Annotated in this window: 10 protein-coding genes; 4 read left to right on the top strand and 6 right to left on the bottom strand. The window is 73.3% G+C overall.

Annotation, left to right across the window (positions count from 1 at the left end; translation table 11 throughout):
* Nucleotides 1-11: 11 nt before the first annotated feature.
* A complete protein-coding gene (locus FHX44_RS29140; RefSeq protein ID WP_147254063.1) occupies nt 12-905 on the bottom strand; it encodes an IS982 family transposase in 894 nt (297 codons plus the stop codon).
* Between the two features lie 141 nt (nt 906-1,046).
* On the opposite strand from FHX44_RS29140, the gene FHX44_RS29135 reads away from it, so the two are divergent.
* The 4 genes from FHX44_RS29135 to FHX44_RS29120 are packed head-to-tail and all read left to right on the top strand — an operon-like array spanning nt 1,047 to nt 5,471.
* Nucleotides 1,047-1,847, top strand: coding sequence for a phytanoyl-CoA dioxygenase family protein (locus tag FHX44_RS29135; RefSeq protein WP_147258712.1), 801 nt, complete (start codon nt 1,047-1,049; stop codon nt 1,845-1,847).
* A 28-nt stretch (nt 1,848-1,875) separates the two neighbouring features.
* Nucleotides 1,876-2,382, top strand: a complete 507-nt coding sequence (locus FHX44_RS29130; protein WP_147258711.1) for a (2Fe-2S)-binding protein — start codon at nt 1,876-1,878, stop codon at nt 2,380-2,382.
* Nucleotides 2,379-3,380 (top strand): FAD binding domain-containing protein, encoded by a 1,002-nt coding sequence (locus FHX44_RS29125; RefSeq protein WP_147258710.1) that lies wholly within the window; start codon nt 2,379-2,381, stop codon nt 3,378-3,380. Before FHX44_RS29130 ends, FHX44_RS29125 begins: the two co-directional genes overlap by 4 nt.
* A gap of 3 nt (nt 3,381-3,383) precedes the next feature.
* Nucleotides 3,384-5,471: a xanthine dehydrogenase family protein molybdopterin-binding subunit gene (locus FHX44_RS29120; RefSeq protein ID WP_147258709.1), complete on the top strand. Its 2,088-nt coding sequence runs from the start codon at nt 3,384-3,386 to the stop codon at nt 5,469-5,471.
* A gap of 130 nt (nt 5,472-5,601) precedes the next feature.
* Here FHX44_RS29120 and FHX44_RS29115 read toward each other — a convergent pair whose 3' ends face one another.
* From FHX44_RS29115 to FHX44_RS29095, 5 genes are all read right to left on the bottom strand, one after another.
* Nucleotides 5,602-6,738, bottom strand: a complete 1,137-nt coding sequence (locus FHX44_RS29115) for an ABC transporter ATP-binding protein (RefSeq protein WP_147258708.1) — start codon at nt 6,736-6,738, stop codon at nt 5,602-5,604.
* A gap of 34 nt (nt 6,739-6,772) precedes the next feature.
* On the bottom strand, nt 6,773-7,393 hold the full coding sequence (locus FHX44_RS29110; protein WP_147258707.1) for a GNAT family N-acetyltransferase: 621 nt from the start codon (nt 7,391-7,393) through the stop codon (nt 6,773-6,775).
* 99 nt (nt 7,394-7,492) lie between these two features.
* Nucleotides 7,493-8,959 carry a rhamnulokinase gene (locus FHX44_RS29105; RefSeq protein WP_147258706.1) on the bottom strand — a complete coding sequence of 489 codons (1,467 nt, stop codon included), beginning with the start codon at nt 8,957-8,959 and terminating at the stop codon, nt 7,493-7,495.
* A complete protein-coding gene (locus FHX44_RS29100) occupies nt 8,956-10,404 on the bottom strand; it encodes an L-fucose/L-arabinose isomerase family protein (RefSeq protein WP_147258705.1) in 1,449 nt (482 codons plus the stop codon). The genes FHX44_RS29105 and FHX44_RS29100 overlap by 4 nt, the downstream gene beginning before the upstream one ends.
* A gap of 20 nt (nt 10,405-10,424) precedes the next feature.
* The gene (locus FHX44_RS29095) at nt 10,425-12,461 is read right to left on the bottom strand and encodes a bifunctional aldolase/short-chain dehydrogenase (RefSeq protein WP_147258704.1); all 2,037 of its coding nucleotides are present in this window, start codon (nt 12,459-12,461) and stop codon (nt 10,425-10,427) included.
* Nucleotides 12,462-12,463 lie beyond the last annotated feature (2 nt).

Here is a 12,463-nt window from a genome sequence, read left to right as displayed (position 1 = left end):
GTCCGAATTGATCAGTGGTCGTAAGCGATCAGGGATCGGGTGATGGGCTGGCCGGTGGCGCGGTTGTGCCAGATCGCCGCGGTCAGGGCGAGCAGGCGCTGGCCGATCCTGGCGCCGACGCCATCGATGCTGCGCCCGCCATGCAGTTCGAGGTCGAGCTGGCCCTTGAGGGTGTCGTTGACCGACTCGATGAGCTGCCGAATCGGTTTGAGTAGGTGTTCTCCGGGGCGGGGGGCGCGGTTGCGGTACGAGGGGCGCAGCAGCGTCGCGCCGCGTTCGGCCAGGTAGCGGTCGAGCTCGGCGGAGGCGTATCCCTTGTCGGCGATGATCGTCAGCCCGAGCCGGGTGGCGGTGAGGGTGGGGTCGTGGTCGAGCACGGCCATCAGCACCTGCCGTTCGTCGAGTTTCGGGTCGGCCAGCGCCCAGGTGATCGGCAGCCCGGCCGGGGTGCACACCAGGTGTAGGCGCAGGCCCCAGAAGAACCGCGAGTGCGAGGCGCAGTAGCTGTAGCCGGCCCACCCGGCCAGGTTCGAGCGGCGCACGGTGGGGCGGGAGCGGGCGCACTCGACCGGGGTCGAGTCGACGATCCACACCGGGTCGTCCCACAGGTCGGTGTCGGTGGCCAACACCCGGATCAGCCGCTTGATAAGTGACAACGCGCCACGGAGGCGCTTGTTGTAGCCGGATTGCCCGGGCAGGTAGGGGAACGCGCCGGGCAGCGCACGGGGGACGAACCGCAGCCAGCGGGCCTCCGAGCGCACCCCGAGCAACACCTGTGCCACGGCCAGAGTGAGCAGCTCGGCATCCGAGAGCTTGGGTGGTCTACCCGGACGGGTACGGCGGCCCAGGTAGTCGTCGATCTTGACGTACAGTGCGGTCAGGAGGGTGTTCAGGTCGGTCGTCACAAACTGATCTTGAACGCCCTCCTGCCACGTCTACGGGCCACCCCGCCGTTAGGACTTACTCGTCTAGGTCAGCAGGATCGTGCTGGCCAGAGACCAGCACCGTCCTAGCCCCCACGACGGCGACGCGCCGACGATGCAGGCATGACAACAGCTGCTCGGACCACGGAGTCCACGGATCAGCAGGCGGGCCCGGTGCTGCCGGAAGAGATCGTCGCCCGGTACCGCTCGGACGGATTCGTCCACGTCCCCGGCGTGCTGCGGCCCGAGGAGGTCGAGCGGTACCGGAACGCCGCCCGATCGGTCTTCGACCGCGAGCAGGGCCTCCATCCCGACAATCCGATGTTCAAGCAGGTCGTCAACATCTGGCGGCGTGACGAGGTCCTGCGCGAGCTGACCCTGCACCGCGGGCTGGCCGAGCTGGCCACCCGGCTGGCCGGTGTCCCGCTGCGGATCTGGCACGACCAGCTGTTGATCAAGCCGCCGCACAACGGGACCCCGACCGAGTTCCACCAGGACGCGCCGTACTGGCCGCACGCCGACAGCCGGCATTCGCTCTCGGCATGGGTCGCGCTCGTCGACGTCCCGGTGGAGCGCGGCTGCATGACCTTCATCCCCGGGCAGCAGGAGCGCCGCGACATCCGGGCCACGGACATCTCCGATGCCCACGACCTCTTCGACGCCGCTCCCGATCTCGCCTACCAGCCGCGGGTGACGATCCCGCTGCGGGCCGGCGACGTCACCTTCCACAACGGCTACACGCCGCACACCGCGAACGCCAACGACACCGACGAGTTCCGGCTCGCCCACGTGAACATCTACGTCGACCGCGAGCTCCACTACAACGGACGCCGGCACGTCTGCACCGATCCGCTCGGCCTGGAGCCGGGTGATCCCCTGCCCGACGACAGCTTCCCGCCGGTCCCCCGCGACCGCGGGGCATGACCGCGCCGGTGGCGGGAACAGCCCCGGTATGGACGCCGACATCACCCTCCACGTCGACGGCGTACCGCGGCCGGTCACCGTCGACACCCGCACGACGCTGCTCGACGCGCTCCGCGAGCGGCTGGGGGTGACGAGCCCGAAGAAGGGCTGCGACCACGGGCAGTGCGGGGCGTGCACCGTGCTGCTCGACGGCAGGCGCGTGCTCTCCTGCCTCGCGCTCGCCGTGGCGCACGACGGCCGCGAGGTGACCACGGCCGACGGGCTCGCCCCGGACGGCGAGCTGCACCCGGTGCAGCAGGCGTTCCTCGACCACGACGGCTTCCAGTGCGGCTACTGCACGCCGGGACAGGTCTGCTCCGCCGTCGGCGTGCTCGACGAGCTCGCGGCCGGGTGGGCCAGCGCGGTGACGCCGGGCGGGGCGCAGCCGCGCCTGGACCACGACGAGGTGGCGGAGCGGATGAGCGGCAACCTCTGCCGGTGCGGCGCGTACGTCGGCATCGTCGAGGCCGTCACGGCGGCGGGAGCGGGCCGGTGAAACCGTTCACCTACCGATCCCCGGCCGACGCGGCCGCTGCCGTGCGGGCTGTGAGCGCCGACCCGGACGCGGCGTTCCTCGCGGGCGGCACGAACCTGGTCGACCACCTGAAGCTCGGCGTCATCGAGCCCGACCTGCTGGTCGACGTCACCGCGCTCACCTCCGCCGAGATCATCGATCTCGACGGCGGCGGCCTGCGGGTCGGAGCCGGTGTCCGCAACAGCGACCTGGCCGCCGACCACCGCGTCCGCGAGCGGTACCCGGCGCTCGCGCAGGCGCTGCTCGCCGGGGCGTCCGGCCAGCTGCGCAACATGGCGACCACCGGCGGCAACCCGCTGCAGCGCACCCGCTGCGTCTACTTCCAGGACGTCACCAGGCCGTGCAACAAACGCGAGCCGGGTTCGGGGTGCTCGGCGATCGGTGGTGCCACGCGCGGGCACGCGGTGCTCGGCGCCTCCGAGCACTGCATCGCGACCCACCCCTCCGACATGGCGGTGGCCCTCGCCGCGCTGGACGCGCAGGTGAACGTGCTCGGCGTCGAAGGTGAGCGCACGATCCCGTTCGTCGACCTGCACCGGCTCCCGCAGGACCACCCCGAGCAGGACACCGTCCTCGCGCACGGCGAGCTGATCACCGCGATCGACCTGCCACCGCTGCCGATGGCCCGCCGCTCCCGGTACCGGAAGGTGCGCGACCGCGCCTCGTACGCGTTCGCGCTGGTCTCGGTGGCCGCGGCGCTGGAGGTGGCGGGCGGGGTCGTCCGCGACTGCCGGATCGCGTTCGGCGGAGTGGCCCACACGCCGTGGCGGGCGTGGCGCGCAGAGGAGGTGCTGCGCGGGACCGTCGCGGAGGAGCGCAGCTACCAGGCCGCGGCCGAGGCCGAGCTGGCCGACGCCCGCCCGCAGCACGGGATCGACGGCGGCAACGGGTTCAAGATCCCGCTGCTCACGCGCACGCTCGTGGCGGTGCTGCGCGAGCTCGCCACCGCGGAGGCCTGAGCCATGACCGAGCTGCTGGAGCCCCGTGCCATCGGGCGGGACACCGTCCGCCGCGACGGCGCCGACAAGGTCCGCGGCATCGCCGTCTACGCCTACGAGACGCCGGTGCCGAACCCGACGTACTGCCACCCCGTGCAGGCGACGATCGCACGCGGCCGCGTGACCCGCATCGACACCGCGGCGGCCGATGCGCTCGAGGGCGTGCTGGCCGTGCTCACCCCGGCCACCGCCGAGCGGCTCGCCTCCACCGAGGACGCCGAGCTGGCCGTGCTGCAGGGCGACGAGGTCTCCTTCCGCGGCCAGTTCGTCGGGGCGGTGGTGGCCGAGACCTCCGAGAGCGCCCGCCGGGCCGCCGACCTGGTGCGCGTCGAGTACGACGAGGCGGCGCACGACGTCGCGCTCGCCGCCGACCGCGACGACCTCTACGCCCCGGAGAAGGTGAACCCGGCCTTCCCCACCGACACCGGCGAGGGTGATGTCGATGCCGCGCTGGCCGACGCGCCCGCGACCGTGCGGCAGACGTACACGACCGCGATGTACCACAACAACCCGCTCGAACCGCACGCGACGACGGCCCTGTGGGACGGGACGGCGCTGACGCTCTGGGACTCCACCCAGGGCGTGCACCCGGACCGAACCGCCGTCTGCAAGGTCTTCGGACTCGACGAGGAGCGGGTCCGGGTGATCTGCCCGTACGTGGGCGGCGGCTTCGGGTCCAAGGGCACCCCGCACGCCCACGTCGTACTCGCGGCGCTGGCCGCGCGGGCCGTGCCGGGGCGGGCGGTCAAGCTCGCGCTCACCCGCCAGCAGATGTTCGCCCTCGCCGGCTACCGCACGCCCACGATCCAGCGCGTCCAGCTGGGCGCCGACAGGGAGGGACACCTCACCGCGATCGCCCACGACGTGGTCGAGCAGACCTCCCGGATCAAGGAGTTCGCCGAGCAGACCGCGGTGCCGACCCGGCACGTGTACGCGGCGCCCAACCGGCGCACCACCCACCGGCTCGCGGCGCTGGACGTGCCGGTGCCGTCCTGGATGCGAGCTCCGGGCGAGTGCCCTGGAATGTTCGCGCCCGAGGTCGCGATGGACGAGCTCGCCGCCGAACTGGGCATCGACCCGGTCGAGCTGCGGATCCGCAACGAACCCGGCGTCGACCCGGACTCGGGCAAGCCGTTCTCCAGCCGCGGCCTGGTCGAGTGCCTGCGTCGGGGCGCGGAACGGTTCGGGTGGGCCGGCCGCGATCCGCGCCCCGGCGTCCGGCGGGAGGGCGACTGGCTGGTCGGCACCGGCGTGGCGTCGTCGATCTACCCGGCGATGCGCCAGCCGTCCAGCGCCGTGATCAGGTTCGATGCCGGCCGCTACGTCGCGCGGATCGGGGCCGCGGACCTCGGCACCGGCGCGTGGACCGTGCTGGCGCAGATCACGGCGGACGCCCTCGGCGTGCCCGGCGAGGACGTCGACGTGCTGATCGGCGACACCGACCACCCGGCCGCGTCGGTGGCGGGCGGCTCGTCGGGCACGTCCAGCTGGGGGTCGGCGCTGGTGGCGACCGCGCGGGCGTTCCGGGAGAAGTTCGGCACCGAACCCGACGACGGCGACGAGATGGACGGCGCCACCGGGCCGAACCCGGAGACCGAGGAGTACGCGATGTTCGCGTTCGGCGCGCAGTTCGTCGAGGCCCGCGTGCACGCCGACACGGGCGAGATCCGGGTGCCGAGGATGCTCGGCGTGTTCGACGCCGGCCGGATCGTCAACCCCCGCACCGCGCGCTCCCAGTTCATCGGCGGCATGACGATGGGGCTGTCGATGGCGCTCGAGGAGGAGAGCGTGCTCGACCCGCGGTTCGGCCACGTCGTGAACCACGACCTCGCCGAGTACCACGTCGCGGTGGACGCCGACGTCGGCGACGTGCAGGTGTACTGGCTCGACCGGCCGGACCCGCACGTCAACCCGATGGGCGCGAAGGGCATCGGCGAGATCGGGATCGTCGGCACCGCGGCGGCGGTGTCGAACGCGGTGCACCACGCCACGGGTGTGCGGGTGCGCGACCTGCCGATCACGCTCGACAAGCTGCTGGACGGCCTGCCCTAGGCTCCAGTAGTACGCACGCGGGTGCCGATACGGCGGATCAACGGGACCGCGTCCAGCCGGTTGGCGGGCGGTGCGGCCGTTCCGCGGAACGAACTCGATGCATGGACACGTCGAGTTCGGGATCGCTCGTCTAGTTCGGGTGGAGGAGAGCCTTGCCCGTGGCCGGGTCGAAGACGTGGGCGCGCCGGGCGTCCAGGAGCAGCCGGGCGCGCGCCCCCTTCCGCAGGGACGTGCCGCCGGGGATGCGGGCGAACAGCCGCGCGCCGTCGGCCTCCCCCGGTAGCCCGACCTCGGCGCTCACCACGGCGTCCCGGCCCGGTTGCTCGACGCTGCGCACCGACACCGGCAGCGCCACCGAGGCGGGGTCGGCGTCGGGACCGGCCTCCGCGACGTCCTCGGCGCGCAACCCCAGCAGGACCGGCGCGTCGATCCGGGACGCCAGCGCGTCGGGCACCGGCCCCCACAGCGGGATGGTGCGCTCGCCGACCCGGAAGCCCGCCGCTCCACCGGAGGTCACCAACCGGGCCGGGAGCAGAGCCGTCCCGGCCCCGCCGACGAACTCGGCGACGAACGTGTCGGCCGGTGCCTCGTACACCCGGCGGGGCCGGTCGACCTGCCGGACGCGGCCCTCGTGCAGCACGGCGAGGCGGTCGCCGACCGCCATGGCCTCGGCCTGGTCGTGGGTGACGTAGAGCGCCCCGGCACCGGCCCTGTGGACGGCGTCGACGATGGTGCGGCGCGTGCGGGCGCGCTCGGCGGCGTCGAGGTGGGCGAGCGGCTCGTCGAACAGGAACGCCCGCGGTGTGCGCACGAGCGTGCGTCCGATCCCGGTGAGCCCGGACTCCCCGGCGGACAGGGTGCCGGGCAACCGGGGCAGCAGGCGGACCAGCCCGAGCAGCTTGCTGCGGGAGGCGACCCGCTGCGCGGCCTCCGGCTCGGGCACGCCGAACGCACCGGCCGATCGCGCGAGGTTGGCGGCCACGTCGAGGAACGGCACGAGCGTTGTGGAACGGAAGACCATCGAGACGTCGCGCTGCGAAACCGGGACTTCCGAGACATCGCGACCCGCGACCAGCACCCGCCCGCCGCGCACCGCCTGGAGCCCGGCGAGGGCGCGCAGGGCCGTGGTCTTGCCGCTCCCCGAGGGGCCGACGACCGCGAGCACCTCACCGGCCTCGGCCAGCAGCGTGACGCCCCGCAGGGCGGGCTCGCCGCCGTAGGTGACGGTGACGTCCACGAGCCCGGAGCGCCCTTTACCGGTATCCACGTCAAGGAACGGTAAGGACCGCCCCTGACAGTTGTCATGCGAGTTCTGCGGAACCTCCGGCGGGGAGCGCTGGTCCGGCCTTGCGCGGACCGTGCGCGTGGCCGGCCGCCGGGCCGGCCCCTGGAGAACGGCGCGCGGGCCGGCCTAACCGGCTCCACGGCAGTGGGATCGCTGCGGCGTTCATCGCGTCCGGGACGAGCGCGCGCTCGTAGCAGACCGAGAGCTCCGATGCCGCGTAATGGCCGAAGTTCGGGATCCGGCGGTAGCCGTGCCGCTCGTAGAAGGCCATCGCGTCGGGCTGCTCGGTGCCCGTCTCCAGCTTCAGGACGGTCCAGCCACGCCGCCCGGCCTCCGCCTCGAGGGCCGCGAGCACGACGCCGGCCACCCCGGTACGCCGTCGCGCGGGCACCACGTACATGCGCTTCACCTCGCCGACCCCGCCCCCCAGCGCCCGGAGCGCGCCACAACCGACCGCGTCGCCGCCTGCGTCGCGGGCGAGCAGGAACACCGTCGTGTCGGCGGCCGTCGGGGCGGGGCCGGGCTCGCTGTCCGGAGTGCCGTAGCGAGCGGTGAGCTCGGCCCGTTGGGCCGCGCGCAGCGCCACGGCATCGGGGTGGTCGAACGGGACGGGCTCGATGCGGAGATCAGGACGCACGCCGCCACGCTACGGCCGCGAGGTCACGCACCGACTGCGGTGCACGCACATCGACCGCGGTCGGGATGTGAGCGCCGAAGTCGGTGTGCGCCGAGGGCGTCAGGCAGGGGCGTGCTCCCGCAGCACCCGCCGCTCGGCCTCGGCCCAGGCGCGCTCGTCACCCCGCGGCTCGTAGCGGGTGAGCGGCTGGGTGGCCCGCAGCAGGGCGCGCAGCGCCGCGAGGTCGCCGTGCAGCGCGCCCAGCGCGCGGGCCTGCACCAGGACGTTGCCCAGCGCGGTGGCCTCCACCGGCCCGGCGACGACGGGCAGGCCGCACGCGTCGGCCGTGAGCTGGCAGAGCAGGGCGTTGCGCGCCCCGCCTCCCACGACGTGCACGACGTCCACCTCCCGCCCGGACAGCTCCACCGCCTGGCGGACCGTGCGCCGGTGGGCGAGGGCGAGGCTCTCCAGCACGCAGCGGACGATCCCACCCCGGTCGGCGGGCGGGTCCTGCCCCAGCCTGCGGCAGGTGTCGACGATGCGCTCGGGCATTCCGCCGGGGGCGAGGAAGGCCGGATCGAAGGCATCGATCACAGCACCGAACGGCCGGGCCCGCGCAGCCTCGTCCAGCAACGGCAGCAGGTCGGCGTCGGGCCACGCGCGCAGGCACTCCTGCAGCAGCCACAGCCCCATCACGTTGCGCAGGTAGCGGACCGTTCCGTCGACGCCCAGCTCGTTGGAGAAGTTCGCGGCGCGGCTCGCCCCGGTGAGCACCGGCGCGGGCAGCTCCACCCCGACCAGCGACCACGTGCCGCAGGAGATGAACGCGAACCGCTCTCCCTCGGCCGGCACACCCACCACGGCGGACGCCGTGTCGTGGGAGCCGACCGCGATCACCGGCACGGGGCCGGCGAGGCCGGTGTCGGCGAGCACGTGCGGCGAGAGCTCGCCGATCCGCTCCCCCGCCTCGATCAGCGGCGCGAACAGGCGCGGGTCGACGCCGACGCGCCGCGCCACGTCGTCCGACCAGGACCGGGCCGTGACGTCGAGCAGCCCGGTTGTGGACGCGTTGGTCACCTCGGCGCGGCGGGTGCCGGTGAGCCAGTAGGCGAGCAGGTCGGGCAGCAGGAGCAGGTCCTTCGCCGCCTCGAGCTGCGGGGTGCCGAGCGCTGCCACCAGCTGGTAGATCGTGTTGATCGGCATCACCTGCACGCCCGTGGCCGAGTACAGGTCGGCGGGCGGGATGATCCCGTTCACCCGCTCGGCCACGCCGTCGGTGCGGGAGTCGCGGTGGTGCACCGGGTTGCCCAGCAGCGCGCCGGTGGCGTCGAGCAAGCCGTAGTCGACGCCCCACGAGTCGATGCCCACCGCGTCCAGCTCCGGGCCTGCCGCCCGCAGCCCGTCCAGCACGCCCCGGTACAGCGCGAGCACGTCCCAGTGCAGCGTGTCGCGCAGCCGAACCGGGCCGTTGGGGAACCGTGCGACCTCGGTGAGCTCCAGCCGGTCGGCGCCGACCTCGGCGGCCATCACGCGTCCGCTGGACGCCCCGAGGTCGACCGCCCCAACCCGGACGGAACGAGCCCTCATACCCGGACCTGCACGAACTCGAGCCCGAGCAGCTCGGCCACGGCCTTCAGCTCGGCGGCGCGGTGCCCGGTGCCGAGGGCCCAGTGGTGGTCGACGCCGGAGGCGCTCCAGGCGTCGGTCCACTCGCCGGGATCGCAGCCGAAGTCGACCCGGGAGGTGGTGTTGCCGATCCTCAGCAGCGGGCCCGGCACGACCGTGCCCTCCGAGGCGACCATCACGTAGCGGCCGTCGCGGCGCTGCCCGATCCCGAACGTGGTGACCGGGCCCTGCTTCACGTCGAACTCGACGGACACGCCCCACCCGCGCTTGCCGTGGTAGACGCCCAGGCCGCGCAGCAGCGGCCTGCGGGAGCTGATCGCGAGGTGTGCGGGACCGTCGTGGCCCATCTCCACCACGTCGTCGACGAAGTTGAGCGCCTGCAGCTCGGTGAACGACCCGCCGGCACCGAGCCGGTCCATCACGAGCATGGCGATCGAGTTGCGCAGCTCGTACTCCCCCGCAGCGGGGATGCCGCGGGCCGTGAGCAGCGAGGCGCCGAGGATCATGCCTGCGCCGAGCTTCTCGTGCTGCTCGCCGTTCAGGCCGCGGTGGTAGTAGGCGAGCGAGTCGAGCGCGAAGTCGTCGACGAGCCGGTCCAGCCCCACCGAGACGCGCGCGCCCCAGGCGAGGTCGTCCGGGTTGACGGTGTCGTCGAGCTCGAACACCTCATCGGCCAGCTCCACGCGCTCGCGCACCTGCGCATCGGTGACGTCCTCGACCCGGACCCGCAGGTCGTCGAACTCCAGCACCTCGACGTGCCCGCCGAGCTGCGTCGACACCGAGGTCAGGTCGGTGGAGACGTCGAGCATCCCGGGGTAGAGGTGGCCCATCAGCCCGTGCCGGCCGTGCCGCAGCGCCCCGCGCACGCCTGCCGCCTTCACCCAGCGCTCGATCCGCGCCCACGCGCGCTCGTCCTCGAGGTAGCCCGACACCGACCGGAACTCGACGCCCGCGCGCTCGAACGCGTTGGCCATCTCCGGCAGCGGGCAGGCGCCGCAGTAGGCGAGCCAGGCCCCGGTGTCGAAGGTCTCGTGGTCCATCTTCTCGGTGGGCTGCAGGTTGATCAGCAGCACCGGCGCGCCGCTGCGCTGCGCCACCGGCAGCAGCATCGACGCCGTCATGTACGTCGTCAGGAACCCGACGATCAGGTCGCAGCCCGCGGAACGCAGCTTCTCCGCCGCGACGGCCCCCTCCGGGGCGTCGGAGATGAACCCGACGTCCACCACGTCGATGTCGCCGACCTGGCTCAGCCGCTGCGACACGCGGGCCGCCGAGCTCTGCAGCTGCGGGAGCAGGTCGGGGAACTGCGGCCAGTAGGCGCCCAGCCCGCCGGCGACCAGCCCGACGGTGGTGCGGCGCGGCGTCACGCGCTGCAGCGCGGCCGGGCTCTCGAGCAGGGACGTCATCGTTCCTCCTTCTCGGGCTGCTAGCGCAGGAAGGCCGCCGCCACCCCGGCGTCGACCGGGATGTGCAGGCCCGTCGTGTGGGTCAGGTCGCCGCCGGTGAGCGCGAAGACCGCCGCCGCGACGTGCTCGGGCAGGACCTCGCGCTTCAGCAGGGTGCGCTGGGCGTAGAACTTGCCCAGCTCCTCCTCCGGCACGCCGTAGACGGCGGCGCGCTGCGCACCCCAGCCGCCTGCGAAGATCCCCGAGCCGCGCACGACGCCGTCCGGGTTGACGCCGTTGACCTTGATGCCGTGCTCGCCGAGCTCCGCGGCGAGCAGCCGCACCTGGTGGGCCTGGTCGGCCTTCGCTGCGCCGTACGCCACGTTGTTCGGGCCGGCGAACACGCCGTTCTTGCTGGAGATGTAGACGATGTCGCCGCCCATCCCCTGAGCGATCATGGCCTTCGCCGCGGCCCGGGACACGAGGAACGAGCCCTTCGCCATGACGTCGTGCTGGACGTCCCAGTCGGCCTCGGTGGTCTCCAGCAGCGGCTTGGAGATCGACAGACCGGCGTTGTTGACCACGAGGTCGACCCCGCCGAACGCCAGCGCCGCGGCGTCGACGGCAGCGGCGACCGCCTCGCTGTCGGTGACGTCGACGGTGACCGGCACCGCCACGTCGGTCGAGCCCAGCTCGGCGGCCACGGCCGCGGCGGCGTCGCCGTCCCGGTCGGCGACGACGACGCAGGCACCCTCGGCCGCCAGCCGATGGGCGATGGCCTTGCCGATGCCGGACCCGCCGCCGGTGACGAACGCGATCCGGGTGGCCAGTGGCTTGGGCTTGGGCATCCGCTGGAGCTTGGCCTCCTCGAGGGCCCAGTACTCGATGCGGAACTTCTCCGACTCCGGGATCGGCGCGTACGTGGAGATCGCCTCGGCGCCGCGCATCACGTTGATCGCGTTGACGTAGAACTCACCCGCCACGCGCGCGGTCTGCTTGTTGGCGCCGAAGCTGAACATGCCGACGCCGGGCACCAGCACGATCGCCGGGTCGGCTCCGCGCATCGCGGGGCTGTCCGGGCCGGCGTGCCGCTCGTAGTAGGCGCGGTAGTCCTCGCGGTAGGCGGCGTGCAGCTCCTTCAGCCGGGCGATCACCTCGTCCAGCGGGGCGGTGGCCGGCCGGTCGAGCACCAGCGGCGCGACCTTCGTGCGCAGGAAGTGGTCGGGGCAGCTCGTGCCCAGCGCCGCGAGCGGCGCGAGCTTCTCGCGGGACAGGAAGTCCAGCACCACGTCCGAGTCGGTGAAGTGCCCGACCTGGCGCCGGTCGGTGGAGGCGAGCCCACGGATCACGGGCGCAAGCGCCGCCGCCCGGGCCCGCCGCTCGTCCTCGGGCAGGGGTTCGAAACCGGGACGCAGCGGGCCGAACGGCTCCGCCGCACCCCGGGAGTCGATGTAGGCCTGGGCGGTGCGGATGATGTCGAGCGAGTTGCGCTCGCACTCCTCGCTGGTGGCACCCCAGGCCGTGATGCCGTGTCCGCCGAGGATCACGCCGATCGCCTGCGGGTTGGCCGCCTTCACCGCGGCGATGTCGAGGCCCAGCTGGAACCCGGGCCGCCGCCACGGCACCCACAGCACCCGCTCGCCGAAGATCTCCTTGGTGAGCGCCTCCCCGTCGGCGGCGGTGGCGATCGCGATGCCGGCATCGGGGTGCAGGTGGTCGACGTGGTCGGCCTCGACGAGCCCGTGCATGGCCGTGTCGATCGACGGGGCGGCGCCGCCCTTGCCGTGCAGGCAGAAGTCGAACGCGGCGACCATCTCGTCCTCGCGCTCCACGCCCGGGTAGACGTCGACGAGCGCCCGCATCCGGTCCAGCCGCAGCACGGCGAGGCCCTTCTCGGTGAGCGTGCCGAGGTCGCCGCCGGAGCCCTTCACCCAGATCAGGTCGACCGGCTGCCCGGTGACCGGGTCGGTCTCCGAGCCCTTCGCGGATGTGTTGCCGCCCGCGTAGTTGGTGGTGGTCGGATCGGCCCCGAGCCGGTTGCTCCGCTCGATCAGCTCGTGGACGGTGGGGTTGGTCATGA

The organism is Pseudonocardia hierapolitana (assembly GCF_007994075.1).
In the GTDB taxonomy this organism is placed as follows: domain Bacteria; phylum Actinomycetota; class Actinomycetes; order Mycobacteriales; family Pseudonocardiaceae; genus Pseudonocardia; species Pseudonocardia hierapolitana.
The sequence above is the reverse complement of the archived record's forward strand: the minus strand, read 5'-3'. Positions and strand labels throughout refer to the sequence as shown.

Bases quoted from the DNA above. Each gene is read 5' to 3' on its own strand.
- FHX44_RS29130 (WP_147258711.1), top strand. From the start codon at position 1,876: ATGGACGCCGACATCACCCTCCACGTCGACGGCGTACCGCGGCCGGTC.
- FHX44_RS29100 (WP_147258705.1), bottom strand. From the start codon at position 10,404: ATGACGTCCCTGCTCGAGAGCCCGGCCGCGCTGCAGCGCGTGACGCCG.
- FHX44_RS29120 (WP_147258709.1), top strand. From the start codon at position 3,384: ATGACCGAGCTGCTGGAGCCCCGTGCCATCGGGCGGGACACCGTCCGC.
- FHX44_RS29105 (WP_147258706.1), bottom strand. From the start codon at position 8,959: ATGAGGGCTCGTTCCGTCCGGGTTGGGGCGGTCGACCTCGGGGCGTCC.
- FHX44_RS29135 (WP_147258712.1), top strand. From the start codon at position 1,047: ATGACAACAGCTGCTCGGACCACGGAGTCCACGGATCAGCAGGCGGGC.
- FHX44_RS29095 (WP_147258704.1), bottom strand. From the start codon at position 12,461: ATGACCAACCCCACCGTCCACGAGCTGATCGAGCGGAGCAACCGGCTC.